The sequence below is a fragment of the Desulfomicrobium norvegicum genome (assembly GCF_900114595.1).
Lineage (GTDB): Bacteria > Desulfobacterota > Desulfovibrionia > Desulfovibrionales > Desulfomicrobiaceae > Desulfomicrobium > Desulfomicrobium macestii.
This window is the reverse complement of sequence record NZ_FOTO01000001.1, coordinates 540,285-564,634: the sequence shown is the minus strand read 5'-3', so window position 1 is coordinate 564,634 and position 24,350 is coordinate 540,285. Positions and strand designations below refer to the sequence as shown.

The 24,350-nt window shown below is 61.5% G+C and carries 21 protein-coding genes and 2 tRNA genes; 11 read left to right on the top strand and 12 right to left on the bottom strand.

Going from position 1 to position 24,350, the window contains the following annotated elements:
- Positions 1-140 precede the first annotated feature (140 nt).
- Entirely contained in the window at positions 141-1,196 is a 1,056-nt protein-coding gene (locus BMZ24_RS02600) for a Fic family protein (RefSeq protein WP_244150267.1), read from the top strand.
- 122 nt (positions 1,197-1,318) lie between these two features.
- Here the strand turns inward: BMZ24_RS02600 and BMZ24_RS02595 are convergent.
- The 4 genes from BMZ24_RS02595 to BMZ24_RS02580 all read right to left on the bottom strand — a co-directional run bounded on the left by BMZ24_RS02595 (position 1,319) and on the right by BMZ24_RS02580 (position 2,652).
- A tRNA-Glu gene (locus BMZ24_RS02595) sits at positions 1,319-1,396 on the bottom strand.
- A 6-nt stretch (positions 1,397-1,402) separates the two neighbouring features.
- Positions 1,403-1,476, bottom strand: a tRNA-Gln gene (locus BMZ24_RS02590).
- A gap of 61 nt (positions 1,477-1,537) precedes the next feature.
- The gene (locus tag BMZ24_RS02585) at positions 1,538-2,173 is read right to left on the bottom strand and encodes a DUF2927 domain-containing protein (protein WP_092188968.1); all 636 of its coding nucleotides are present in this window, start codon (positions 2,171-2,173) and stop codon (positions 1,538-1,540) included.
- Positions 2,170-2,652, bottom strand: a complete 483-nt coding sequence (locus BMZ24_RS02580; protein ID WP_161949012.1) for a DciA family protein — start codon at positions 2,650-2,652, stop codon at positions 2,170-2,172. Before BMZ24_RS02580 ends, BMZ24_RS02585 begins: the two co-directional genes overlap by 4 nt.
- A gap of 124 nt (positions 2,653-2,776) precedes the next feature.
- Between BMZ24_RS02580 and BMZ24_RS02575 the strand changes: the two genes are divergently transcribed.
- The 9 genes from BMZ24_RS02575 to BMZ24_RS02535 all read left to right on the top strand — a co-directional run bounded on the left by BMZ24_RS02575 (position 2,777) and on the right by BMZ24_RS02535 (position 11,513).
- Complete coding sequence (locus tag BMZ24_RS02575; RefSeq protein WP_092188964.1) at positions 2,777-3,712, top strand: ArsR/SmtB family transcription factor; 936 nt, start codon at positions 2,777-2,779, stop codon at positions 3,710-3,712.
- Positions 3,713-3,752: 40 nt separating this feature from the next.
- Positions 3,753-5,174: an adenosylhomocysteinase gene (gene ahcY, locus BMZ24_RS02570; RefSeq protein WP_092188959.1), complete on the top strand. Its 1,422-nt coding sequence runs from the start codon at positions 3,753-3,755 to the stop codon at positions 5,172-5,174.
- A gap of 30 nt (positions 5,175-5,204) precedes the next feature.
- Positions 5,205-6,374, top strand: coding sequence for a methionine adenosyltransferase (gene metK / locus BMZ24_RS02565; RefSeq protein ID WP_092188957.1), 1,170 nt, complete (start codon positions 5,205-5,207; stop codon positions 6,372-6,374).
- A gap of 105 nt (positions 6,375-6,479) precedes the next feature.
- On the top strand, positions 6,480-7,856 hold the full coding sequence (locus BMZ24_RS02560) for a sigma-54 interaction domain-containing protein (protein WP_092188955.1): 1,377 nt from the start codon (positions 6,480-6,482) through the stop codon (positions 7,854-7,856).
- A gap of 160 nt (positions 7,857-8,016) precedes the next feature.
- On the top strand, positions 8,017-8,556 hold the full coding sequence (locus BMZ24_RS02555) for a NifB/NifX family molybdenum-iron cluster-binding protein (protein ID WP_092188953.1): 540 nt from the start codon (positions 8,017-8,019) through the stop codon (positions 8,554-8,556).
- 158 nt (positions 8,557-8,714) lie between these two features.
- Positions 8,715-9,626 (top strand): Mrp/NBP35 family ATP-binding protein, encoded by a 912-nt coding sequence (locus BMZ24_RS02550; RefSeq protein ID WP_092188951.1) that lies wholly within the window; start codon positions 8,715-8,717, stop codon positions 9,624-9,626.
- A 15-nt stretch (positions 9,627-9,641) separates the two neighbouring features.
- Complete coding sequence (locus BMZ24_RS02545; protein WP_092188949.1) at positions 9,642-10,481, top strand: MBL fold metallo-hydrolase; 840 nt, start codon at positions 9,642-9,644, stop codon at positions 10,479-10,481.
- Between the two features lie 52 nt (positions 10,482-10,533).
- Complete coding sequence (locus BMZ24_RS02540; protein ID WP_092188947.1) at positions 10,534-11,280, top strand: N-acyl homoserine lactonase family protein; 747 nt, start codon at positions 10,534-10,536, stop codon at positions 11,278-11,280.
- Positions 11,280-11,513, top strand: a complete 234-nt coding sequence (locus tag BMZ24_RS02535; RefSeq protein ID WP_092188945.1) for a hypothetical protein — start codon at positions 11,280-11,282, stop codon at positions 11,511-11,513. Before BMZ24_RS02540 ends, BMZ24_RS02535 begins: the two co-directional genes overlap by 1 nt.
- Before the next feature lie 928 nt (positions 11,514-12,441).
- On the opposite strand, the gene BMZ24_RS02530 is transcribed toward BMZ24_RS02535, so the two are convergent.
- The 8 genes from BMZ24_RS02530 to BMZ24_RS02495 form a co-directional block, all read right to left on the bottom strand.
- Entirely contained in the window at positions 12,442-12,759 is a 318-nt protein-coding gene (locus tag BMZ24_RS02530; RefSeq protein ID WP_092188943.1) for a CcdB family protein, read from the bottom strand.
- Complete coding sequence (locus BMZ24_RS02525) at positions 12,760-13,005, bottom strand: type II toxin-antitoxin system CcdA family antitoxin (RefSeq protein ID WP_092188941.1); 246 nt, start codon at positions 13,003-13,005, stop codon at positions 12,760-12,762.
- 206 nt (positions 13,006-13,211) lie between these two features.
- Positions 13,212-14,522, bottom strand: a complete 1,311-nt coding sequence (locus BMZ24_RS02520) for a hemolysin family protein (protein ID WP_092188939.1) — start codon at positions 14,520-14,522, stop codon at positions 13,212-13,214.
- A 146-nt stretch (positions 14,523-14,668) separates the two neighbouring features.
- Entirely contained in the window at positions 14,669-15,337 is a 669-nt protein-coding gene (locus BMZ24_RS02515) for a response regulator transcription factor (RefSeq protein WP_092188937.1), read from the bottom strand.
- Entirely contained in the window at positions 15,324-16,469 is a 1,146-nt protein-coding gene (locus BMZ24_RS02510; RefSeq protein ID WP_092188935.1) for a sensor histidine kinase, read from the bottom strand. Before BMZ24_RS02510 ends, BMZ24_RS02515 begins: the two co-directional genes overlap by 14 nt.
- Before the next feature lie 108 nt (positions 16,470-16,577).
- On the bottom strand, positions 16,578-18,215 hold the full coding sequence (locus tag BMZ24_RS02505) for a glutamate synthase-related protein (protein ID WP_092188933.1): 1,638 nt from the start codon (positions 18,213-18,215) through the stop codon (positions 16,578-16,580).
- Positions 18,216-18,572: 357 nt separating this feature from the next.
- Positions 18,573-21,131: a PEP/pyruvate-binding domain-containing protein gene (locus BMZ24_RS02500; protein ID WP_092188931.1), complete on the bottom strand. Its 2,559-nt coding sequence runs from the start codon at positions 21,129-21,131 to the stop codon at positions 18,573-18,575.
- A gap of 22 nt (positions 21,132-21,153) precedes the next feature.
- Entirely contained in the window at positions 21,154-23,733 is a 2,580-nt protein-coding gene (locus BMZ24_RS02495; RefSeq protein ID WP_092188929.1) for a sigma 54-interacting transcriptional regulator, read from the bottom strand.
- Between the two features lie 289 nt (positions 23,734-24,022).
- Here BMZ24_RS02495 and BMZ24_RS02490 point away from each other — a divergent pair, with 289 nt between their 5' ends.
- Positions 24,023-24,322 (top strand): DVU0150 family protein, encoded by a 300-nt coding sequence (locus BMZ24_RS02490; RefSeq protein ID WP_092188927.1) that lies wholly within the window; start codon positions 24,023-24,025, stop codon positions 24,320-24,322.
- Positions 24,323-24,350 lie beyond the last annotated feature (28 nt).

The window sequence follows — 24,350 nt, the reverse complement described above, 5'->3', positions numbered from 1 at the left end:
CCTTGCGTCGATTGTCCATCGTCGAGCACAAGGGCCCTCATGCTTTTTGGGATTTAACGGAGTTTTTTCTGGAAAGCTGGAAATCGGATGAAAATGGGTGTTTTTATGGGTTGACAGAATGGATGTTTTCGGATGTGTAAATGGACATGATTATTGCCGACACCCTGAACATCACCCATGAGTTACTTGGCCTTATTGCAGAGATCGATGAATTCAAAGGTGCCTGGAAGGCCCTTGGTTCGCTTGCTCCAGAGAGACTTTGCGCCTTGCGCTGGGTTGCGACCATTGAAAGCATAGGCTCTTCTACGCGCATTGAGGGCAGTAAGCTCTCCGACAGTGCGGTGGAAAAACTGCTGGCAAATCTTTCCATCCGCTCCTTTGCCACGCGCGATGAACAGGAAGTGGCGGGATATGCTGAGACAATGGAGCAAATTTTTCAGTCCTGGGAACACATTCCCCTGACTGAAAACTACATCCGCCAACTGCACCGGGACGTGCTGCGCCACAGCGATAAAGACGAACGCCATCGAGGCAATTACAAAACATCCCCGAACAATGTTGCCGCTTTTGATGAGAACGGCCAACAAATAGGTATCGTCTTTGAAACAGCCGCTCCCTTTGACACTCCCCACCTCATGCGTGATTTGGTCGAGTGGACAAACGCCGCACTGGAAACCAAAAAAATGCACCCTCTGCTGGTCATGGGCATCTTTACAGTTACTTTTCTGGCGATCCATCCCTTTCAAGATGGTAACGGACGTTTATCACGCATTCTGACTACGCTTCTTCTGCTGCGCTGCGGCTATTCATATACTCCGTACAGCTCGCTTGAGAGCGTTATTGAGAACAGCAAGGAAGGTTACTATCTTGCCCTGCGTCAGACGCAAACAACCATTCGCACAAAGACCCCCAACTGGCAGCCATGGATCCTGTTTTTTTTACGTGCCCTACATCAACAAATGAAAAAGTTGGAAAAGAAGCTAGAGAAAGAGCATCTGCTGCTGGCCGCGTTGCCGGAACTTTCCCTGCGTATTCTGGAACACGCCAGAGAACATGGCCGGGTCACGTTGAAAGAAATGGTCATCCTGACAGGTAACAGCCGTAATACACTGAAAGAACACTTTCGCAAGCTGGTGCAGAACAGGCATCTTGTCATGCAGGGGCAAGGAAGAGGAGTGTGGTACAGGCTTGGCTGAAATAGCAAGATTGCACAGACTAGATGGATGGAAAGAAAAAGCCCCGTGCTTTCGCGCGGGGCCTAGGGGGTGTTTCCCGGAACCTCCGGGGGGCGGGAGCGTGTCCCGATTTTGTGCTGAAGTGGCGTCCCCAAGGGGATTTGAACCCCTGTTATCGGCGTGAAAGGCCGGTGTCCTGGACCTAGCTAGACGATGGGGACGCATGGTGGCTGGGCGACTTAGATTCGAACTAAGATTGACGGAGTCAGAGTCCGCTGTCCTACCGTTGAACGATCGCCCAGCAGCGAAAAGTCTCATTAGGGAAAGAGCTTTGGGCTGTCAAGATCGGAAAACGGAGACTTTCACCAAGAGCCTCCCGGGGAAAGATTCGGGTTGTAAATGGTTTTCAGGACAAGGATGTCGGAGTCCGAAAAGATGCTGTTCTTTTCTTCCTGCGCCTGCCTGGAGTTGAGGACCGTATCCACGGTTGCCTTCGGGTGGGTCATGATGCCTAGGGCGTGCATGAGTTCGTGCCGGACAATCCAGAGCTTCTGGCCGCCCGAGGTCTGAAAGTTCAGATGCAGAGCGATGTCGGCCTTTCTGATGACTCCGTTGTTCGAGGCCAGCAGCGTGAAGCCTCGGATGAGATCCCCTATCTCCTGCCAGCCCGCCATGCCCTGGGCACTTTTGCTCACGGTCGCCTGCCACTCTTCCTTGGAGTCGGTCAGAAAGAATCGGACGTTGGCCTGGTTCATGGACGAGACCTGCCTGAAGTTCAGCTGGGGGATGATGCGCCGCACTTCGTTCACGACGGTATCGATATAATATTGTCCTTCAAGGCGATCCTTGCCGCCGATCCAGAAGAGCACCGGTTCCTCGAAGCGCGTGATCTTGCCGCTTGGAATGTAGTCGCGAAGGATCGCGTCCGTGTCCGCCAGGGCCTGCGTGGGCAGGAACAGCAGGGCGATGACGACCAGGAAGAGCGCGTGTCTGTTCATTCGTTCTCCGGGATTTTAAGGTCCGGGCGGAAATGCCTGACGTAGGCCCGGTAACAGGAAGTCACGGGCGAAGACGGGTCCATGCAGGGCAGCAGGTTGCCGAGGATGTCGGGCTTCGGGGCCTCGGGACGCGGCGGAAACTTCGGGAGCAGGGATTGGTCCAGGGCGGGGCGGCCGGCCATGAGCTCGATCTGCACTTTCTGAAAATAGGCGTTGCCCAGAAATGCGTTGGCCTTGTCCAGGATGTTCTGCGCGAAGAAGGAAAACTCCTGCATGACCATGGAGTTGGTCGCGCCAAGAAGCATGGTGGTTTTGCGGTGTCCCAGGGGGCGGATCATTTCGGCGATCTCCGCCCCGAGAATTTCGGGCCAGTGTCTCCACAACCGGGCAATGGCCAGCTCCAGGGCGGCTTCCGGCGTGCCGAGGACCGTGTTCAGCGCCTCGGAGGCGGACCGGACTTTCTTTTGTCTTTGCTGCATCTTTTTATGACTAACCGTCTTGCCGGTGCCAGGCAAGACTGGTTCTTGACCTTTGCGTGGAGGGCATGTAGTCGACCCTATATCAGGATATCTTGATATATAAAAATAACCACATGCGCCACTCATGAAACTACTGACTCAGACCAAGGCCCTGGCCGATGAAACCAGGCTTCGCCTCATCGGCGTGCTCGCCGCGCATGAGCTCAACGTAGGCGAGATCGTGCAGGTTCTGGACATGGGTCAGTCGCGCATCTCGCGGCATCTGAAGATCCTCATGGACGCCGGGCTGGTGGCCTGTCAGCGCCATGGCTTGTGGGCCTTCTATTCATCCTCCTCGACCAACGGCTCCCGCGCATTGCTGGCGGCCGTGCTCGAAGGGCTCGGGGAACTGCCCGAGCACCGGCAGGATCTGGACCGTGCCGCACAGGTCCTGAACGATCGCCGTCTTTCGACGACCCGTTTCTTTGACGGCATCGCTTCGGACTGGAACCGCCTGAGCCGCGAGATGCTCGGCGATTTCGCGCTTGGGCCGGTCATCATGAAGCGCCTTGCCGCCGCCGAAACGCAGCAGGGCACCGTGGTCGATCTGGGTTGCGGCCCGGGGCTTCTGCTCGGACATCTGGCCGGAGCGGCGGAATGCGTCATCGGGGTGGACAACTCGCCGCGCATGCTCGACGCGGCAGCCAAGCTCCTGCCCGAGGGGCTTGAGGTCAGCCTGCGCATCGGCGACCTCGAACATCTGCCTCTGCGGGACGGCGAAGCGGACGCGGCCATCATGTCGCTGGTGCTGCACCATCTGGCCGCGCCTCAGGACGGCATCGCCGAAATGGGCCGGGTGGTCCGCCCCGGAGGACAGGCGGTGCTGGTGGATTTTCTGCTGCACGACAACGAGACCCTGCGCACGCGCTACGGCGACCGCTGGCTCGGTTTTTCCCCGGACGATCTGCAGTCGTGGATGGAGAAGGCCGGATTCCAGGAGCTGAGCTGCGAGCGGCACACCGTCAATCTGGGGCTGACCCTCATGGTCATCACCGCCCGCCGGGAAGAATTTCCAGTTTAACATCAGGTGGCCAAGGCCACAGCCAAGGAAAGGAGATACCATGACGTTACCCATTGACCCAAAGCTTGATCACAAGGTCGCCGACATGAGTCTGGCCGATTGGGGATCCAAGGAAATGCAGCTGTCCGAACGCGAAATGCCCGGACTTATGGCGCTCATCGACAAGTACGGCAGCGAAAAGCCCCTGAAGGGCCTGCGCGTGACCGGAAGCCTGCACATGACCATCCAGACGGCCATGCTCATCAAGACCCTGCATGCTCTGGGAGCGGATGTGCGCTGGGCCTCCTGCAACATTTTTTCCACCCAGGACCATGCCGCGGCCGCCATTGTCGAGCAGGGCCTGGCCAAGGTTTTCGCCTGGAAGGGTGAGACCCTGGAAGATTACTGGTGGTGCACGGAGATGGCCCTGACCTGGCCCGACGGCACTGGTCCGGACCTCATCGTCGATGACGGCGGCGACGCGACGCTTCTGGTCCATGAGGGCGTGAAGGTCGAGAAGGACCCGTCCCTGCTGTCCCGGACCACGGACAACAAGGAATTCCGCTGTGTGCTCGACCGGCTCATCGTCAGCGCCAAGGCCGATCCCCAGAAGTGGACGAAGATCGCCGCCCGCATCCGCGGCGTGTCCGAGGAGACCACCACCGGCGTGCATCGCCTCTATCAGATGGCCAAGAACGGCGAGTTGCTCTTCCCGGCCTTCAACGTCAATGACTCCGTGACCAAGTCCAAGTTCGACAACCTCTACGGCTGCCGCGAGTCCCTGGCCGACGGCATCAAGCGGGCCACGGACATCATGGTCGCGGGCAAGGTCGTGCTGGTCTGCGGCTACGGCGACGTGGGCAAGGGCTGCGCCCAGTCCATGCGCGGCTTCGGCGCGCGCGTGCTCATCACCGAGGTTGACCCCATCTGCGCGCTGCAGGCGGCCATGGAAGGCTACGAGGTCACGACCATGGCCAAGGGTTGCCAGGAGGCGGACATTTTCGTCACGGCCACGGGCAATTACCATGTCGTGCGCGGCGAGCACATGCTGGCCATGAAGGATGAAGCCATCATCTGCAACATCGGTCACTTCGACAACGAGATCGACATGGGCTTCCTGGAAGACACACCGGGCTGCACCAAGGTCACGGTCAAGCCGCAGGTGGACAAATGGACCCTGCCTTCCGGCAAGAGTCTCATCATCCTGGCCGAAGGCCGGCTGGTGAATCTGGGCTGCGCCACCGGCCACCCCAGCTTCGTCATGTCCAACTCCTTCACCAACCAGGTTCTGGCCCAGCTCGATCTGGCCAAGAACGATTATCCCCCGCAGGTCATGACTCTGCCCAAGATTCTGGACGAGGAAGTGGCCCGCCTGCATCTGGCGCGTCTGGGCGTGGAGCTTGAGACCCTGTCCACGGAGCAGGCCGATTACATCGGAGTGCCCGTGACCGGTCCGTACAAGCCCGATCACTACCGCTATTAACAACCTCCCCATGCAAGAAGGAGATTTTTCATGATTCTCAATGCCGATCATTATCTGTTTACGTCCGAGTCCGTGACCGAGGGACACCCCGATAAAATCGCGGACCAGATCTCCGACGCCGTGTTGGACTGCCTGCTGGCCCAGGATCCCCGTTCCCGCGTGGCCTGCGAGACCCTGGTCACCACCGGCATGGCCGTCATCGCCGGTGAGATCACGACCGAAGCCTATGCCGACCTGCCCGAGATCGTGCGCTCCACGGTGCGCGAGATCGGTTATGTCAGCTCTGATATGGGCTTTGACGCCAACACCTGCGCCGTGCTGTCCTCCATCGACAAGCAGTCCCCGGACATCGCCATGGGCGTTGACCGCGCCAAGCCCGAGGATCAGGGCGCCGGCGACCAGGGCATGATGTTCGGATACGCCACCACGGAGACGAGCGCGCTCATGCCCGCGCCCATCTACTATGCCCACGGCCTGAGCCGCCGCCTGGCGGAGGTGCGCAAGTCCGGCATCCTGAACTTCCTGCGTCCCGACGGCAAGACCCAGGTCTCCGTCGAATACCGCAAGGGCAAGCCCGTGCGCATCGACAACGTGGTCGTCTCCTCCCAGCACACCCCCGAGGTGACCTACGAGGAGATCGTCGAGGGCATCAAGCGCGAGGTCATCGCCAAGGTCATGCCCGAGGACATGATGGACGCGAACACCCGCATCTACATCAACACCACGGGCCGTTTCGTGGCTGGCGGGCCCCTGGCCGACTGCGGCCTGACCGGCCGCAAGATCATCAACGACACCTACGGCGGCATGGGCAACCATGGCGGCGGCGCCTTCTCCGGCAAGGACCCGTCCAAGGTCGACCGCTCCGGCGCCTACATGGCCCGCTACGTGGCCAAGAACATCGTGGCCGCTGGCCTGGCGGGCACCTGCGAAGTGCAGATCGCCTACGCCATCGGCGTGGCCGAGCCGGTTTCCGTGCTGGTCACCACCGGCGGCACGGGCGTCGTCCCGGATGAGGTCCTGACCAAGGCCGTGCGCACGGTCTTCGACCTGCGCCCCTACTACATCATCAAAAGACTCAACCTGATCCAGCCCATCTACCGGAAGAGCGCCTGCTACGGCCATTTTGGCCGCGAGGATTTCGTCTTCCCCTGGGAAGTGACCGACGCCGTCGCGGACCTGAAAACCGCCGCCAAGGTATAGGCCGGGCCTGATTCATCATGCGGGGCGGAAGGGATTGTCTCCTTTCCGCCCTTCTTTGTTTCCCCTCGCCCTTGACCGGGCCTGCCGAGAGGGACAAGAAAAGCCATGCCCCCGTCCACAAAGAACACAGCGGCACGCACGCCCACGGACGCCATCCTTGAGAGCATCTCGGATGGGGTGTTCACCGTCGATCTTGAATGGCGCGTCACGTCCTTCAATCGCGCCGCCGAAGAGATCACCGGCGTGCCCCGCTCCGAGGCCATCGGACGGCTGTGCTCCGAAGTTTTCCGCTCCAGCCTGTGCGGCGACAACTGCCCCCTGCAGGATACGCTTTCGAGCGGCAGGCCGCGCATCGGCACCTGTGGGTACATCATTACGGCCCAGGGGGAACGCATCCCCATCAGCGTGTCCACGGCAGTGTTCCGCGACGAGAATGGCCAGGTCATGGGCGGAGCCGAAACATTCCGCGATCTTTCGGAAATCGATGCCTTGAAGCGCGAACTCGAAGGCCGCTACCATGTCGGTGAGCTCTTCAGCCGCAGTCCGCGCATGCACAAGCTCTTCTCCATGCTGCCGGCCATCGCCGCCAGTCCAAGCACGGTCCTGCTCACCGGCGAAACCGGCACCGGCAAGGAACTCTTCGCCCGCACCATCCATTCCCTGAGCGCTCATGCCGGTGGACCTTTCATCGCCGTCAACTGCGCGGCCCTGCCGGACACATTGCTTGAATCCGAGCTCTTCGGAGTCAAGGCCGGAGCCTACACCGGGGCGAACCGCGACCGGCTGGGCCGTTTTGCCCAGGCCCGGGGCGGGACGATTTTTCTGGATGAGATCGGGGAAATCAGTCCGGCCCTGCAGGTGCGCCTGTTGCGCGTCTTGCAGGAGCGCACCTTCGAACCGCTGGGGTCATCCAGGACCGAATCCACCGACGCCCGCGTCATCGTGGCCACCAACCGCAATCTGGCGGAGCTTATCCGGGCCGGTGATTTCCGCGAGGACCTCTATTACCGCATCAATGTCATCCGCCTCGAGCTGCCCCCCTTGCGTGAACGCAAGGACGATCTGCCCCTGCTGGTGGAACAGTTCATCCGCCGCCTGAACCGCATCCAGGGCCGCACGGTCACGGGCATCGGCACCGAGGCCCTGTCCCTGCTCATGGCCCATGACTGGCCGGGCAACATCCGGGAGCTTGGGAACTGCATCGAGAGGGCCTTCGTGCTTTGCGGCGAAGGGCGCATCGACATCGACCACCTGCCGGACGAACTGACCCTGCTGGCCCCTGGCGGACACTTCGGCGAAGGCCGCGCCATGCACGACATGCTCGACAGGCAGGCCATTCACGCGGCCCTGGAGCGCAACGACTTCAATCGCCTGGCCGCCGCGCGTGAGCTGGGCATCCATAAGACCACGCTTTTTCGACGCATGAAGCGCCTCGGCATGGCCCTGCCCGAACGCGACGGTCGATCCTCCCCGAAAGAGTAGCCTTGGCGCTACCCATTTGTCCCCTTGTGGTGCGTTCGCGCCTCTCCATGTTTTTTCTTTCGTATGTAATATTCTTTATTATCAGTATGTTGTCTCTTTTTTTGTGTGCATTTGTCCGGCGGCACGCCTCATGCTTCGCAATACGGAAAGAGGAGCCATAATGTCGCGCATTGCCTTGCATCAATGGCAGGATCGTATCGCGCCGGTCTTTGACGTCGGCGGGCGCATCCTTTTGCTGGCCGAAGGGGTCCGCGAGCGGGAAGAGCATGTCCTGTCGCGCGGCGAGCCCTTGCACAGGGCCGAGGACCTGCTCCGCCTGGACGTCGGGACGCTTATTTGCGGGGCCATTTCCAGACCCATGCAGGAAGCTCTCGTGGCCGGAGGAATCAAGGTTGTCGGATTCGTGACCGGCGATCTGGAACGGGTCATTACGGCCTGGGAGCGTGGCGATCTGGACGAAAGTTTTGACATGCCCGGCTGCCGGGGCAGAGGTCTTGGGCGTCAAAGGGGCATGCAGCAGCAATCACGCAGGGCAGATCCGGAACCATCCCCGGCAAGGACGGGCTCAGGCCTGCGGAGCCTGGACGGCTGGGCGGATGGGGAGCCGGGCTGCGCGCGAATCCGCAACAGGCGGGGCCGGGATTTGCGCGGCGGGCCGGAGAAGGATTCGGGCAAGGACGGTTCGTCCACCGTCGACTGACCTCCGTCTCTGGAAGTTTTTTTCCGCCCGGGATGCGGGAGCAGTGGAAAGTGTCGAAACCGAAGTCTTGCGGGCTTGGGAGTTGAAGGATGAACAGGGGCGGCTTGGCCGCCGTTTGGAAGAATTGAACAACTAACCGCGTATCGTGGAGTAACTGAATGGAGAATATGGAAAACAGCGCCCCCAGGGCCAGTTCGTGCGATTCATGCAAGGATTCCAACTGCTCGGCGGCCAAGCGCGAGCTGGGTGAGAACGATCAGGATTTCGAGGACCGTCGGGCCCTGCAATCCCGGCTGTGCCATATCGGGCACAAGATCATGGTCATGTCCGGCAAGGGTGGCGTAGGAAAAAGCACCGTGGCCGTGAACCTGGCCATGGGACTCATGCTCGCGGGCAAGAAGGTCGGGCTCCTCGATGTCGACATCCATGGACCCAGCGTGCCGACCATGCTCGGCCTGGAAGGGGCGAACATCGAAGCCGGTCCCGACGGCCTCATGCCGGTGGAGCTTGGGCACCTGAAGGTCATGTCCATGGGCTTTTTGTTGCGCAATCCTGACGACGCGGTCATCTGGCGCGGTCCGGTCAAGGGCAACGTCATCAAGCAGTTTCTGAAGGACGTGGCCTGGGGCGATCTGGATTACCTGATCATCGACGCGCCTCCCGGCACCGGCGACGAGCCTCTGTCCATCTGCCAGCTCATCAACCCCATCGACGGAGCCGTGGTGGTGACCACGCCGCAGCGCGTGGCGGCCATGGACGTGCGCAAGTCCATCACTTTCTGCGCGCAGGTCGGCATGAAGGTGCTGGGCGTGGTCGAGAACATGAGCGGATTCGTGTGTCCCAAGTGCGGAGAGCTGACCCATATCCTGCGTTCCGGCGGCGGACGGCTCATGGCTGAGGACATGGGCGTTCCCTTTCTCGGTTCCATCCCCATCGATCCGATGGTGGCCGAAGCCGGCGACATGGGACAGGCGTTCGTCATGCACCATGCCGCAAGCCCGACGGCAGTACTCATGCGCAGTGTTGTCGCACCGCTTTTGGAGCTGCCAACCGTCAAACAGGATGCCTGATCCCGGAGATTCATCATGCACAAGACCGTGCTGACGGTGCTGGTCGACAATCAGGCCGGCTTCGGATGTCTGGCGGAGCATGGCTTCGCCTTGTGGATAGAACATGGCGACGGGCGCATCTTGCTCGACACCGGCCAGGGCACCGCCCTGGCCGAAAACGTCCGTGCGCTTGAGATAGATTTGGGCCGCGCCGACGCGCTGGTCCTGAGCCATGGCCATTACGATCATACCGGCGCGGTGCCCATGGTGCTCGGGGCCGCGCCGAAAGTGCGGGTGTACTGCCATTCGGGCGTGACCGAGCCCCGCTACAGCATCTCGGGCGGCGAGGCCCGGGACATCCGCATGCCCATGTTCTCGATGCGGGCCCTGGCGACTCTGCCTCCGGAACGCATGTTCTGGAATGGCGGGGCACAGTTGCTCGGAGATGGAATCGGCCTGAGCGGTTTCATCCCGAGGTGGACGGATTTCGAGGATGCGGGGGGACCATTCTATTTTGATCCCCATGGCCTGCGTTCCGATCCCGTCGATGACGACCAGGCCCTGTGGATCAGCACCGAAAAGGGGCTGATCGTCTGCGTGGGCTGCTGTCACGCGGGCCTGATCAACACCCTCACCCATCTGCGGGAAATCACCGGCGAGAGCCGCATCCGCGCCGTGATCGGCGGTCTTCACCTTGGCTCGGCCAGCCGTGAGCGTCTGGAAATGACCGCGCGGGCCCTGCGTGACATGCAGCCCGGACTGCTGGTCCCGTGTCATTGTACAGGGGAGGGGGCTATCGCCTATCTGCGCGATCATCTGGACTGTCCCGTGCACACCGGCTACAGTGGATTTCGCTTGGATACGTCCGAGCCCTGATATACATGCGTTCGCGGCTTTCCGGCCGCGACGCCATCCCCCGGAGCATTGCATGACCTACATCATTCATCCCATAGTCATGGGCACCAAGGTCTTCGACAAGGGCATGATGACCTATCAGCACGATTATGGCACGCCCTACACCATCCCCATCTACTGCTGGTATCTGGAAGGCGGGGACAAGAAGATCCTGGTGGATACGGGGGAGATGCACCCGGTGATCTCAGAGGAGCGGGAAAAGGCCATCGGCGGGAAGATCCATACCTTCGACGAGGGGCTGGCCCGTTACGGCCTGACGCCCGAGGACATCGACATCGTCCTGCACACCCACCTGCATAACGACCACTGCGAGAACGACGCACGGTGCGTGAACGCGAAGATCTACGTCCATGAAAAGGAGCTTGCGCGCATCCACGACCCGCACCCTCTCGATTTCCGCTATCTGGAGGACTACATCGAGGAGGCGGAGGAGAACGGTCAGATCGTGCCTTTGACGGGCGACACGGAGATCGCGCCCGGCATCACCATGATTCACACACCGGCCCACACCGAGGGCGGCATGTCCGTGCGCGTGGAGACGGACAAGGGCAGCGTCCTCATCTGCGGATTCTGCACCATTCTGGAAAATCTTTATCCCCCCAAGGCAGTTACGGCCATGGAGATGGAGGTCATCCCCCCCGGCACCCACGTCAATGCCTATGAAGCCTACGAAACCCTGACCCGGGCCAAGACCCTGGCCGACCACATCCTGCCCCTGCACGAACCGAAATGGGCCGGGATGGAGAGCGTACCGGAATAATGCTGATCATCAAGTGCGCGGCGTGTCGCAAGAAATTGTGGCGCTATCGCAAGCTGGGACCGGGCGAGGTGCTGCGGTGCCACCGGGAGCGGATCGAGAAGGTCTGGATTCTGGAGGAGCGGGACGGCAAGGTCTGGTGCCAGTGCGGCAAGGCGGTGGGTATCGACAAGGGTTCGTTCATAAAAATGAACAGGAATGCCTTCACGTATTCGGGGACCAAGATCGATATTTAGGCTGATGGAAGAGGCTGTGTCTGGAAAATGGTCATAGAGACGAAGCGTGTCGGGGGCTTTTTTTGATCGAAACGCAAGGGAAATAAAGTGGTTGGGCGCACTGCTGCCAAGTCATTCCCGCGCAGGCGGGAATCCATGATTTTCAACTCCTTGAAATGACCTGCCCGCCGAAGGCATCCTGTTTCTTCGTGCGGTCGCGATCCGGGGCGTTCCGGGTCGGGGCCGTCGAAACTCCTTCTCCGGCCTCGTAATGCTTCCCGGCCTTGAGTTTTCGGCATCCTTCCGTGTTTTTTGCGGTCAACGGCCAGGAAACAAACGATGCCTGGATCAGTCAGACAGTCGACGGCCCCGCCCCGAAACACCCCGGCCCGCTCGTAACGCGAGTTACGCGGGAAGCCTTTTCGAGCGAAGTGTACGAGAAACAATGTGGTTGGCCGCACTGTTGCTGTGTCATTCCCGCGCAGGCGGGAATCCATGCCTTTCGACTCTTTAAAATGACCTGCTCGCTGAAGGCATCCTGTTTCTTCGTGCGGCCGCGATCCGGTGCGTTTCGGGTCGGGTCCGCCGAAACTCTTTTGGCGCAGGGCGGCCGCGATCCGGTGCGTTCCGGGTCGGGTCCGCCGAAACTCCTTCTCCGGCCTCGTAATGCTTCCCGGCCTTGAGTTTTCGGCATCCTTCCGTGTTTTTTGCGGTCAACGGCCAGGAAACAAACGATGCCTGGATCAGTCAGACAGTCGACGGCCCCGCCCCGAAACACCCCGGCCCGCTCGTATCGCGAGTTACGCGGGAAGCCTTTTCGAGCGAAGTGTACGAGAAACAATGTGGTTGGCCGCACTGTTGCCGTGTCATTCCCGCGCAGGCGGGAATCCATGCCTTTCAACTCTTTAAAATTATCTGTTCGCCGGAGGCATTTTGTTTCGCCAGGGTTTCAGATGCCTGAAACGATGAAATCCAGGGCGGCGATGATGTCTGATCGGTAGCGGCCAAGATCGCAGATTGCCTTGCCGAGGATTTTTCTGTCCACACCGGCCAGTTGCTGCGTGAGTGCGACGTACGATTCGCCGTCGATGTCCAGCACTGGGCAGAGCCTGGAGATGGCGGCCTTGCCGGCAAGGCGGAGCGGAGACAGGGGGATGACGACAGTTGTGCGCAGGTCGTCCAGAAGATCGGACTGGATGTCCAGCAGGTACGGGTAGGTCGCGCGAGTGGAACGGTTCGGATTTGCATAGACCGTGAATTGCGCCATCTAAAAACTCCGCATGCCGTCACCGGCGGCACCGGCATCTTCAACCAACTGATTGTATGCTTCGATGGCCGAGCGGTTTTCCTCTTTCCACAATGTACGCTGACGGGTCGCGACGATGTCGGCCAGGGCGGTTTCAAGCGTCGCGGACACATTGATTTTCAAGGCTTTGGCCTTGGCGAGCAGATCGCTGTTGATGCTGACGTTGGTCGGTTTCTTGGGTGCCTGAGTGTTATATGCGAGATTCATGCGCATCTCTCCTGTATGAAGTATGTGGATAAAATATGCGCATATGGATCAAAGAGCAAGGGCGTCGACGGCTCCGCCCCGAAACACCCCGGCCCGCTCGTAGCGCGAGTTACGCGGGGAGCCTTTTCGAGGGGAGTGTACGGGAAATATTGTGGTTGGGCGCACTGCTGCCTTGTCATTCCCGCGCAGGCGGGAATCCATGGCTTTCAACTCGTCTGACGCGCTTCGGGGGTGAAGCGGATGCGGGTGATGCGGCGTCTTTCGACGCGCTCGACTTTGAACTCGCCGTCCTTGACGGGTACGATGTCTCCCGGTTCAAGGACCCGTCCGGCCTGGGCCAGGAGGAATCCGGCCACGGTGGTGTAGGCCTCGTCCTCAGGCAATCTGAGTCCGAGCTTGCGATTGGCGTCGCGCACGGCGAGCATTCCGTCGAGGATGAACGCCGCGCCGTCGCGCACGATCTGTGAACGCACTTCTTCGTCATATTCGTCGTTGATCTCCCCGACGATTTCTTCCAGCACATCTTCCAGGGTGACCAGACCTTCGAGTCCGCCGTATTCGTCCATGACGAAGATCAGGTGGGTGCGTGTGGCCTGCATCTGCTTTAAGAGGCTGCCCAGGCGTTTGCCCGAGGGCACGAAGGCGGGCGGGTGCAGCAGGGCGGTCATGGAGAAGACCAGTCCCGGTTCGCGGGACATGAACGGTTCCATGTCCTGGCGGAAGAGCACGCCGACGACATCGTCCAGGTCCTCGCCGTAGACGGGCAGGCGGGAGTAGCCATGAATCCGGAAGGCTTCGAGGACTTCGTCCAGGGTGGAGGTGACGGGCAGGGCCGCGATCTCGGAGCGCGGGATCATGGCCTCGCAGGCCTCGGTGGTGTTGAAGTCGAAGGCGCGGCGGATGAGGCGGCGTTTTTCCTCCTCGATCTGTCCGCTGGAGTAACTGGCGTCGATGAGCATGCGCAGTTCGTCCTCGGTGTAGACCGAGCCGTGGGTGGCGCTGGGGGTGAAGCCGAGCAGGCGCACCGTGCGCGTACCGGACCAGTCCAGCAGGCGGATGGGCCAGTAGAAGATGCGGTAGAAGATTTCCATGGGCAGCGCGATGGCCAGGGCGGTTTTCTCGGCCCGTTCCAGGGCGATGGTCTTGGGCGCGAGCTCTCCGAGCACGATGTGCAGGAAGGTGATCAGGCTGAAGGCGATGGCGAATGAGATGGAGTGCAGCACGGCGGGGGGCACTCGGCCTTCGAGCAGTGGGTGCAGCAGCTCGGCGATGGCGGGTTCGCCGATCCAGCCCAGGGCAAGGGAGGACAGGGTGATGCCCAGCTGGGTGGCGGAGATGTAGGCGTTCAGGTGATCGATGAGGCGCAGCAGCAGTTTGGCTTTTCTGTTACCGCTGTCCGCAAGGGTTGCGATACGAGAACGTCGCACGCCCACGAGGGCGAATTCCGAAGCCACGAAAAAGCCGTTGGCCAGAACCAGCAGGACGACCAGCAGCAGAAAGGCTAAAGAGCGGAGCATGAAGAAGTCCTTGATGAAAACGGGCTGTTTGAACTTTGGCCTGCGTGGTGGGAGCCCTCGCGGCGTTCTCGTTCATCTGTAACCATGATCGCCCGTCAGGGTAAAGACGCAAATGGCGTTGACGCCGAAATTTCGCGAACGCCGGATCAGTCGTCTATTTCAATCAGCCCGAGGCGTGCGGCGTGGCGTACGAAGGCCACGGGGCTTTTTATGCCAAGTTTGGTCATGATGGCGTAGCGGTGGTTGAGGATGGTCTTGCGGGACACGAAGAGTTTGGCCGCGATCTCCTCCGGGGTCAGTCCTTCGGCCAGAAGGCGCATGACCTGCTGTTCGCGCAGCGAGAGGCTGCCGTAGGACTCGTCCAGGGTCTTGGCCTTGCGGCCGGAGATGTCGCTCAGGCGGCGCAGCACCGAGGGCGAGAGGGAGCCGTCGAGGTATTGTCCGCCGGAGAGGACGGTGCCGATGGCTTGCAGGATTCCCTCGCCTCCCGATTCCTTGGACATGTAGCCGCTGGCTCCGGCCTGGAAGGCGGCGGCGATGAAATCGAGCTTGGCGTGCATGCTGACGATGAGCACGGGCAGGTCCGGCCGCGAGGCTCGCAGTTCCCGGGTGAGTTCGATGCCGCTGCCGTCGGGCAGGGAGATGTCGATGACCGCCAGGTCCGGGGCCAGGGATTGGGTCAGGCGCAGTCCCTCGGCGCAGGTTCCTGCCTCGCCGACGACGCAGAGGTCGGGTCTGGTGTCGAGGCGGGCTTTCAGGCCGTCACGGTAGAGCGGGTGATCGTCGATGATGAGGATGCGTTTAGGCGTGCTCATTGCTGCTCCTGTTGAGCGGGGTTTCGATGCGGATGTGCAGGCCTTGTCCGGGTTTGGAGCGAAAGCTGATCTTGCCGCCCAGGAGCTTGACCCGCTCGCGCATGCTCCACAGGCCCATGCGTTTGGTGCGGCCGGCCTGGGACAGGCAGCGGTCCATGTCGGCTCCGCAGCCGTCGTCTTCGATGCGCACCAACAGATTCGGGTAGGACCCGAGCAGGCGGATGGTCACGCGGCTGGCCTTGGCATGTTTGCGCACATTGTTCAGAGCTTCCTGGATGAGGCGGTAGATGTTGATCTGGGTGTCGAAATCGAAGGCGACTCCGCCAAGTCCGTCGGCAAAGACATCGACGGCGATGCCGTGGCGTAGGGAAAAGTCCTCGCAATGCGCGAGCACTGTCTCGACCAGGCCAAGCTCGGTCAGCCCCGGCGGGAGCAGGCCGTAAGCCAGGTCCCGGATGGAGCGGATGGCCGTGCCGATTCTCTCGGCGATGACTCCGGTCTGGGCGCGCCAGGGGCCCCCTTCGGGCAGGCCGCATCCGATGCGCTCCAGGTCGGCTCGGGCCAGGGAGAGGTCCTGGGCCAGGTGGTCGTGCAGTTCGCGGGCGATGCGCTGGCGTTCATTTTCCTGGGCCATGATCAGTTCCTGGGACAGGGCGCGCATCTGTTCCTCGGCCCGGCGCTGGGCGACGATGCGGCCGATCTGGTCGGCCACGGCGTCGATGAGGCTGCGTTCCTCGCGCAGAAACGGACCCTCGTCGCTGCCCGGACGTTCCTCCAGATAGCAGACCTCGACCGTGCCGCATTCGTCTGCCTCGATGATGATGGGGCTGGACTGGCACCAGCGGGTGCGCACGAAATTGCCGGAGTTGTGGCACGTGTCGCCGAGGCGGATGGAGGCGCAGGCGATGTCGGGATATTGCCAGGAAGTGCGGATCAAGTCGGCGATGCCTGTCAGGAGTTCGCCTAGTGGTTGTTCGCGGTTTTGGGCCAGCCGACTGATCCCGTACAGGCAGTTGAGCTCTTTTATGCGCTCGAGCAGATCGTGGTGGGTCTTGCGGCTCTGGGCCACAAACATCCTCCACTCCTCGCTTGAGGCGGGAAAACTGTCGGTGGTGTCGGGGTGGATGGTCATGAGCGTATCTCCTGGGCAACGGGCGCGTTGGCCGTGTAGCACAGGATGGGGCAGGGTGCCAGGGGCGGGACCGGCATGCGGCCGGTCCACCCCTGGGGATTGTTGGGATCAGGCCAGGATCTTGCGCGCGATTTCGTCCTGTACGTCGGTAATGAACCGGATGCCGGTCTCGTGCGCGGTTTCGCGGTTGGCGGAGACGATGTCCCCTCGGGTGATCTCGGTGACCGAGAATTTGCGTGCACCGGCCAGGAGCTGCTGCAGGCCCGCGCCGAGCTTGTCGGCCAGGGTCCAGGCGGCGATGGCGCCGTAGGGCACGGTCTTCATCTCGTCGGCTCCGATCTTGGCCTTGAGGGACTCGTAGCCGGCAAAGATCTGCTCGGGGCTTTCGCCGATGTCGCGCACGGTCTTGGGCAGGGTGTCCCAGTTGCCGGCGACTTTTTCCTTGCGTTCGGGATTCAGCGCGCCTTCGATGTTGGAGCCCAGGAAACCTGGGATCATGAGGGTGCGGCCCATGCAGATCAGTTTGACGAAGGGGGCGCCCAGGGCCAGGGCCTTGAAGATGTGGTCTTCGCGGGCCAAGCCGCCGGCAAAGGACATGTCCACGACCTTCTTGCCCTGGGAGGCCAGGATGTTGCCGTACTCAATGGCCTTGGCGTGCAGCAGGACGGAGGGCACGCCCCAGGTCTCCATCATGTTCCAGGGGCTCATGCCCGTGCCGCCGCCGGAACCGTCGATGGTCAGCAGGTCGAGATTGGCGTCGGTGGCATACTTGATGGCCATGGCCAGGGCTTCCATGCCATAGGAGCCGGTCTTGAGCGAGATCTTGGTGTAGCCGAGCCCGCGCAGGTAGGCCACAGTTTCCATGAAGTTCTGGTGCACGGCATCGGAGGACGGCAGGTCGGTGTAGCCCAGGCGGCTGTGACGGGCAAAGCCCTTGATGGCTCCGGCCTTGAATGCTTCCTGCACTTCGGGAAGTTCCGGGTCCGGATCGACCAGGTAGCCGCGCTTTTTCAGGAACAGGGCGTAGTCCAGGCTCGTGACCTCGATCTCGCCGCCGATGTTCTTGGCACCCTGGCCCCATTTGAGCTCGATGCAGACCTTGTTGCCGTACTTTTCGATGACGTATTCGGCCACGCCGTTGCGCGCGTCCTCGACGTTGAGCTGCACGATCATGGTGCCGTAGCCGTCGGAGTAGCGGTTGTAGATCTCGATGCGGCGGTCCAGTTCCGGGGATTTCTCGATGCGGCCGCCGGACATGCTGGAGGCGCGGTCCACGCCGACCACGTTTTCACCGACCACGATCGGGATGCCGACCAGAGCGCAACCGGCGGCAAAGGAGTCCCAGTATTTGGCGGCGATGAAGGTGGAACCCAGGGCGCCGGTCATGAGCGGCATGCGCACCTTGGTCTTTTCCGTGGCGCCAAAGGACGTTTCCAGGGAGACGTTGGTGAAGAGACAATCATCGGGATTGGTGGTGCGCCCTGCGGCGACGCCCTGGGCACCGTAGCTGAAACCCTGGATGCGCAGGGAATTGTAGCTCACGCCGACATGACATGTGTTCGCGCTGCCGGCGGTGACGGAGCCGAAATCCCGGGGATAGAGCATGTGCCGCCCCTTGAGGCAGGACATCCAGGTTTCACATTTTCCGGCACAGTCCGAGCGGCATAACGTGCACAGGCCGGATTCGGCCGGGTTTCCGCGGTTGGTGGTGCCGAGAACATCGTTGCTTTTGGGCCATTGGATCATCGTTTTCGTCTCCCGTATGCAAATTTGAGTGTATATTTCCCCTGAACGCGGACGTCACCACGAAGGCGGTCTGACCTTGCGTGGTGACGCTGCACATCTGTCCGGACCTGGGCCCGGCGACGCTGACGCATGAAGAAATTCAATAGATTATCTATGGATATGGAAAGGTCGTGTCGATAGGATCCGCGCCCGATTTTCTGGTCATTTTAAACCACAGGAGCGGGCATTTTTCCCAAATTAAGGGCAAATATCCCAGGCATCGTTGCCGGGCGGCATCCGAGGGCATGACGTGCACAGGCGGGTGGGGCATGGGACTGGCGACGTGTCCAGTGCTGTGCGGGAGGGCGGGCAACCTGCCTAGTGGTAGTCGCCAGCCATGAAGTTGTCGGCCATGGCCATCACGGCGGCTTCGCTGGTCATGAGCATGTCCATCTGCCGGGTGACGATGAGCAGGCGGCCCAGCTGGTCCAGGCGTTCACAGGTCTCTTCCCGCGAGAATTTCTGGAACCGGGCCTGGGTCATGTCGCCGCGCACGTCGGTGGTGAAGCCCAGGCGGCTCAGGATCAGGGCGATGCAGCGCACGCGGCGTTCGCGGCGGATCTCGTCGGCGGCCCCGCCCTTGAACTGGAAGGTGATGTAGTTCTTGGACACGGTCTCGCCGCAGTAGGCGTCCACGACGCTGTAGTGGTAGCCCACGCGCGAGCTGAAGTTCAGGTAGGTGTCGGAGACGATGCCGTAGCTGCGTTCGCCGAAGCGCTGGGCCTGGACCGTCGGGGGTTCGAGCATGTGCTGGGTCATGACCGAGAGGAAACCGCCCACGTCGATGGGGCGTGGTCCGCGAACGTGGACCTCGGGGCGCAGCATCCCGGACAGGAGGGCGGCCAGGGGTGCCGAGGTGACCTGTTCGGGAAATACGTATGGGCCGTAGACGTCCCTCAGCCCTCCGCCGAGGTCGATGAGGTGCAGGTCGATGGGCAGTTTGGCCTTGAGCTGGCAGGAAACGGCACCGGCGTCCGAGGCCCGGTCGCTGATGCGAAACATTTCCGTGTAGCAGAGTTCGTGCACGAAGCGCATGACGTCGTGCAGGGTGGTGCAGGACTCGGGTTTGAAGACCGGCGACTTCGGGTCGAGCAGGTGCAGGGGGACGATCTGGTCGGCGACCTGACGCAGGATGGCGTGCACCGGGGAATCGGCGATTCTGAAGCGCTGCGCCGACTTGAAGGTCATGAGTTCGGGGACGACCCCGGCATAGACCCGGCCGGTGATGGCGTCCACGGTCAGGGTCTGTCCGTCGAGGATTTTCGTGGTGGCGAGCCTGGCGTTGAGGATGGTCGGGACATCGAACTCGCGTGCCAGGGAAGCCATGTGCCCGGTGATGCTGCCGGCCTCGGTGACGATGGCCTGGGCGCGGTTCATGACCAGGACGTAGTTGGGGAGCGAGTGGGGTGCGATGAGGATGCCGCCCTCCGGAAAATCGGCGAGATTGTCGAGGTTTTGAGCCAGGACGGCCTGTCCCGAGCCGATGCCGGCGCAGGCGATGTCCGCCTGGTCGATGAGCAGCTGCGCGCCTTCGATGGCGGTGGTAGCCAGGCCGTTGTGGTGGGCGTGGGCCAGCCGCATGGGCCTGCTTTGCAGGATCATGATCCGCCCGTCCCGGTCCAGGGCCCACTCGATGTCCTGAGGATGGTGGTAATGTCCTTCCAGACGGGACGCGATGGCTGCAAGCTCCAGGACCTGCGCGGTGCTCAGGCAAGGCGCGGTGCGCAATGCCTCCGGAACCGCCTCCTCATGCTTGCCTGCCGCGTCGGAGACGAGGCGCACCCGTTTGTCGGCGACATGCTGCATAGCGATATGGGGGACGGGTCCCGGCCTGACGTGCCAGGTGTCGGGCTCGATGATCCCGTCCACGGCATAGGCCCCAAGGCCCCAGATGGCATTGAGGACCATCTCGTCGGACAGGGGGTTCACGGGGTGGCGCGAGAAGATGATTCCGCTGGCCAGGGCGTCCACCATTTCGATACAGGCCATGCCCATGGCGCAGTGCTCGAAGGACACGCCGTGATGGATGCGGTAGGTGATGGCGCGGGGCGAGAAGAGGCTGGCGAGGACCTCGCGGAAGGCGTTCTCCAGTGTTTCCCGCGTGACGCCGAGGATGGTCCGGTACTGTCCGGAGAAGGAGAGGATGCCGTCCTCGCCGATGGCGCTGGAGCGCAAGGCCGCCCGGGTTGATACGGGGTCGGCAAAGCTCTGGTCCCAGGCGTCCAGGATGTCGCGCATGACGTCTTCGGGGACGCCGACACGGTTGATGGTCCTGAATATGGCCTCGGACGCGGCGACCACGGTGGCGGGGGCGTCCGCCCTGGCTTCGCGGAGCTGCTTCAAAATTTCATCCCGCAGACCCTCGCCGCGCAGAAAAGCTTCGTAGGCGGCCGTGGTAATCGCGAAACCGGCCGGAGTGGGGATGTTTGCGCGATTGCGCATTTCTCCGAGGTTTGCGCATTTGCCGCCGACGACATCCACCAAGCCTTTGTTCACGGCCGACAGGGGAAACGTGTATTCCGTGATGACGGGCTGGGGTTTGCTGTCCAGGATGGCGCTGATGCGGGCGTTGATGTGTTCCACCATGGCCGGCAGCGTGCCGTAGCGGTCTCCCGAGATGGCGTTCAGGGCGGTGACCATGCGCATGGTGTGGAAGACGCTTCTGGTGGCCAGCGCCCGGATCTCGTTCATTCCGAACAGGGCCGCCCCTTTCAGCTTCTCGTCGATCTCCGCCATGATCGTGCCGAGTTCCGCATTGGACAGGAGCAGGTCCTTGAAATGCGTGTATTGCAGGCGGAAGGAACGCAGCACGGCTTCGTTCTCCTGCCCGGCTTTTTTTTGGGGGAGCAGCGCCTGGATCAGATCCCGGAATCCCATGATGCAGTCTCCCGGATGTGTGTTATGGGGTGCGGCCGGCCACGACGTACCGCGAGGACGGGCCCTTGCCGGTTTTCTTCAGCAAGCCCTTGTTGACCAGATCCTGCAAATCGTATTGCGCGGTTCTGACCGAAATCTCCTCCCCGACGGCGCTTTCATACAAAGCACGGTTCGTGCCACCATTGGCGGCAATCGAGGGCCAGGCCTTGACTTGCCGCGGGTTCAGGGTGGCCAGGACCGCCTCGGGCAGTGCGGACGACGTGTGCGCGGAGGGGCTTTGCGGCCCTTCCGGCGTTGTCGTGGCGAGCGGTTCCGGGCTGCTCCCGTTTCTTGAACCGGCCGGAGTCTTGGCCTGGACTGCAGGACCCTGGGCCGTGGCTGGCTCCGATGCGGGGCCGGCTGCGCGGTTCTGACCGAACTCGATGTGGTCCGCCAGCAGGAGGTTGCCTTCGGCAAAGGTCATGGCGCGGGTGATGCAGTTCTTCAATTCGCGGATGTTTCCCGGCCAGTCGTGCTGCAGCAGCTTGTCCAGGGCACCGCGGCTGATGTCCGGCGGAGTCGTGCCCCGGGTGTGCTCACGCATGAACGAGCGGACCAGGGCGGGGATGTCCTCCCTGCGATCGCGCAAGGGTGGGGTCGAGATGGTGATGACGGCCAGCCGGTAGTAGAGGTCTTCGCGGAACTTCCCGTTGCGTGCGGATTCAAGCAGGTCGACGTTGGTGGCGGCCACGACGCGCGCGTCGAAGGGCTGGTCCTGATCGCTGCCCAGGGGACGGATTCTGCGCGCCGCCAGGGCGCGCAACAGGGACTGCTGCACCTTGGGCGATGCGTTGCCGATTTCGTCGAGGTGCAGCGTGCCGCCCGAAGCGGCGAGGAATGCGCCTTTGCGGTCCGTCTTGGCCTCGGAGAATGCGCCCTTCACGTGTCCGAAGAGCGCGTCCATGAGCAGGTTTTCGTCCAGCGCGCCGCAGTTGATGGAAATGAAGGGGCCTGTGGCGCGGGTGCCGGCGCGGTGGATCGCTTCGGCCGTGAGCTCCTTGCCCGTGCCGGTTTCACCGATGATCAGCACGTCGGCCATGACCTGGGCCGCCTTGTGGATCATGGCGTTGAGGTTGCGCACCGCCTGGCTCGAACCCACGATGCCGAAGGCCTTCTCTGCGCAGCGTGACGACTCTTTGCTTGAGGCGTTTTCCGCCAGCGCATCGAGGCTGACTGGCTGGCGCTGCATCTCGTCGAAGATCAGGCCCTGGCGGATTCGGGTCTCGTTGCGGGCCGTCTGCAGCTGCAGCAGAAGAATGTTGATGACGTGCTGGAGGTGACGCAGCTCCTTGGGCAGCGGAGCCAGTTCCAGGGTGGCGGCATCGTCGCCCATGGCTATTTGTTCCGTGGCGGAAGCCAGTCTCTTCAGCGGGTTGCTGATCCTTCGATTGAGATAAACGAACGCCGCGATGGTGAGCAGGAGCGCCACGAACCAGGATATGCCGAGGGCCATGGCCACTTCATAGCGCGAGGCCTTGAGCATGAAGCTTGTGTCGATGCACCCGATCCCTCCGAGGATGACCGGATTTCCCGTGGCCTCCTCCTGGAAACGGATTGGAACATAATAGAGGTAATGGTCTCCGCCGGTGTTGCTTGGGTCGTTCAGGAAGTTCGCAAATCCGATCTCGCCGTCTTTACCGGCCTGCACGGCGGATACCACAGCCCAGTATTTCTCGTATTGCGGATTCGGCCGGAACGCGGTCGCGAATCCCGGTCGGCCGAGATCGCCCTGCAGACCCGTGCGGATGTCGTCGATGGAGATTTTGAGGTGCGGGTTGCCGGCCTGCCCCGTCTCGCAGATGAGCCATCCCGCTGCGTCGAAGAAAAAGCTCCTGACCTGCTCCTTTTCCTGGGGGAAGATGTAGAGAGGCGACTGCCTGGAGGAGAAGGTGGTCATGATCCGCTGAATCTCGATGATATCGACGGACAATGTCAGGTATCCCCGGAATCTCTTTTCCGCGTCCAGCACCGGCGTGCTCAGCCTGATGACCGAGAACTCGATGTTCTCAACGGAGCCCAGGTACGGAACCGACGTGTAGTAGGCCTGCACGGGCTGTTCGATCTGCACGAAGTCCTCGATCTTGCCCCCGATCCTCTCCCTGCGCGTGAAGGCGCCGAACTTGACGCCCGCGGCCTGCTCGTCCGGAACCTTCCAGACCTTCTCCCCCGTGTTCAATAGGACGTAGTTGTCCTGTGGCGCAGTGCCGTGAAATGCGATTTCGCAGTATTTGTTCCGCTTTGTCGCGGGTTTGTCCATCATGTATTTCTGGATGGCCTGGGCCGAGACATCGGAACGCGCCAGATTCTGGATTTCATAGCGCGCGTCCTTGAGCAGCTGCTGCAGCTCGTGGGCCTGGGCCAGCGCCCTGGTGTGAGCGTTTCGCGCGTAGGCGCGATTCAGGTAGTGGGAGGAGATCCGGTAGGTCGAGACGGTCATGACCAAGAGCACTCCGGCCACCAGCGGCGTGCCCAGAAGCAGGAGGATGCGGGTTATACTCCATTCCTTCACGGGTTTTTCGAGGTTGAGCACCGGGTCGAGCGTGGGGGGGTAGGAGTAGGGCATTTCTGTCCTCCGGGTTGTCGCTGGATTATCGCGAAATATTTTTGCGTATAGTGTCCTCTTGTGAAAAATTGCGCAACAAGAATGTTCAATCACTTGAAATACAGGGCAAAATTCATGCGTGATCGCCTTGGCTCGTCCTTTGCTAATTTGGCTACAGATGCGTGATTAACCCGTTGAATTTGCATGACGGGAAGAACTTCTGAAACGAAACGGCAGGGGAGAGGTCCGGGCTGGAAGCCTTGAATGAGGCTGAGGCCGGACCGGGGAAGCAAACATTCTGGAGGTTATGATGAAAGCAAGATTGAACAGGCTCTGGTGGTCACTGATGGCAATGGTCCTGCTGTGTCCCGGTTTCGCCCTGGCGGCCGGCGGTGGAGGCGCGGCTCCCATCGTGCTGGTGGCGGACACCCGGAAGCTGACCGGGATTCTGGCTTGGTGGGCCAATCTGTACAATGAGAGTCATTTTCAGTTCATGATCCTGACGGTCGTCCTGATCCCGATCACTGGCGTGGTGTTCGGTGTCCTGGCCGACATCATCATGAGCTGGATCGGCATCGACCTGAAGTCCCGCAATCTGGCGGAACACTAAACCGTACACCATCGACCAAGGAGATAAA

Bases quoted from the DNA above. Each gene is read 5' to 3' on its own strand.
- BMZ24_RS02600 (WP_244150267.1), top strand. From the start codon at position 141: ATGGACATGATTATTGCCGACACCCTGAACATCACCCATGAGTTACTT.
- BMZ24_RS02585 (WP_092188968.1), bottom strand. From the start codon at position 2,173: ATGAACAGACACGCGCTCTTCCTGGTCGTCATCGCCCTGCTGTTCCTG.
- BMZ24_RS02580 (WP_161949012.1), bottom strand. From the start codon at position 2,652: ATGCAGCAAAGACAAAAGAAAGTCCGGTCCGCCTCCGAGGCGCTGAAC.
- BMZ24_RS02575 (WP_092188964.1), top strand. From the start codon at position 2,777: ATGAAACTACTGACTCAGACCAAGGCCCTGGCCGATGAAACCAGGCTT.
- ahcY (WP_092188959.1), top strand. From the start codon at position 3,753: ATGACGTTACCCATTGACCCAAAGCTTGATCACAAGGTCGCCGACATG.
- metK (WP_092188957.1), top strand. From the start codon at position 5,205: ATGATTCTCAATGCCGATCATTATCTGTTTACGTCCGAGTCCGTGACC.
- BMZ24_RS02560 (WP_092188955.1), top strand. From the start codon at position 6,480: ATGCCCCCGTCCACAAAGAACACAGCGGCACGCACGCCCACGGACGCC.
- BMZ24_RS02555 (WP_092188953.1), top strand. From the start codon at position 8,017: ATGTCGCGCATTGCCTTGCATCAATGGCAGGATCGTATCGCGCCGGTC.
- BMZ24_RS02550 (WP_092188951.1), top strand. From the start codon at position 8,715: ATGGAGAATATGGAAAACAGCGCCCCCAGGGCCAGTTCGTGCGATTCA.
- BMZ24_RS02545 (WP_092188949.1), top strand. From the start codon at position 9,642: ATGCACAAGACCGTGCTGACGGTGCTGGTCGACAATCAGGCCGGCTTC.
- BMZ24_RS02540 (WP_092188947.1), top strand. From the start codon at position 10,534: ATGACCTACATCATTCATCCCATAGTCATGGGCACCAAGGTCTTCGAC.
- BMZ24_RS02535 (WP_092188945.1), top strand. From the start codon at position 11,280: ATGCTGATCATCAAGTGCGCGGCGTGTCGCAAGAAATTGTGGCGCTAT.
- BMZ24_RS02530 (WP_092188943.1), bottom strand. From the start codon at position 12,759: ATGGCGCAATTCACGGTCTATGCAAATCCGAACCGTTCCACTCGCGCG.
- BMZ24_RS02525 (WP_092188941.1), bottom strand. From the start codon at position 13,005: ATGAATCTCGCATATAACACTCAGGCACCCAAGAAACCGACCAACGTC.
- BMZ24_RS02520 (WP_092188939.1), bottom strand. From the start codon at position 14,522: ATGCTCCGCTCTTTAGCCTTTCTGCTGCTGGTCGTCCTGCTGGTTCTG.
- BMZ24_RS02515 (WP_092188937.1), bottom strand. From the start codon at position 15,337: ATGAGCACGCCTAAACGCATCCTCATCATCGACGATCACCCGCTCTAC.
- BMZ24_RS02510 (WP_092188935.1), bottom strand. From the start codon at position 16,469: ATGACCATCCACCCCGACACCACCGACAGTTTTCCCGCCTCAAGCGAG.
- BMZ24_RS02505 (WP_092188933.1), bottom strand. From the start codon at position 18,215: ATGATCCAATGGCCCAAAAGCAACGATGTTCTCGGCACCACCAACCGC.
- BMZ24_RS02500 (WP_092188931.1), bottom strand. From the start codon at position 21,131: ATGGGATTCCGGGATCTGATCCAGGCGCTGCTCCCCCAAAAAAAAGCC.
- BMZ24_RS02495 (WP_092188929.1), bottom strand. From the start codon at position 23,733: ATGCCCTACTCCTACCCCCCCACGCTCGACCCGGTGCTCAACCTCGAA.
- BMZ24_RS02490 (WP_092188927.1), top strand. From the start codon at position 24,023: ATGAAAGCAAGATTGAACAGGCTCTGGTGGTCACTGATGGCAATGGTC.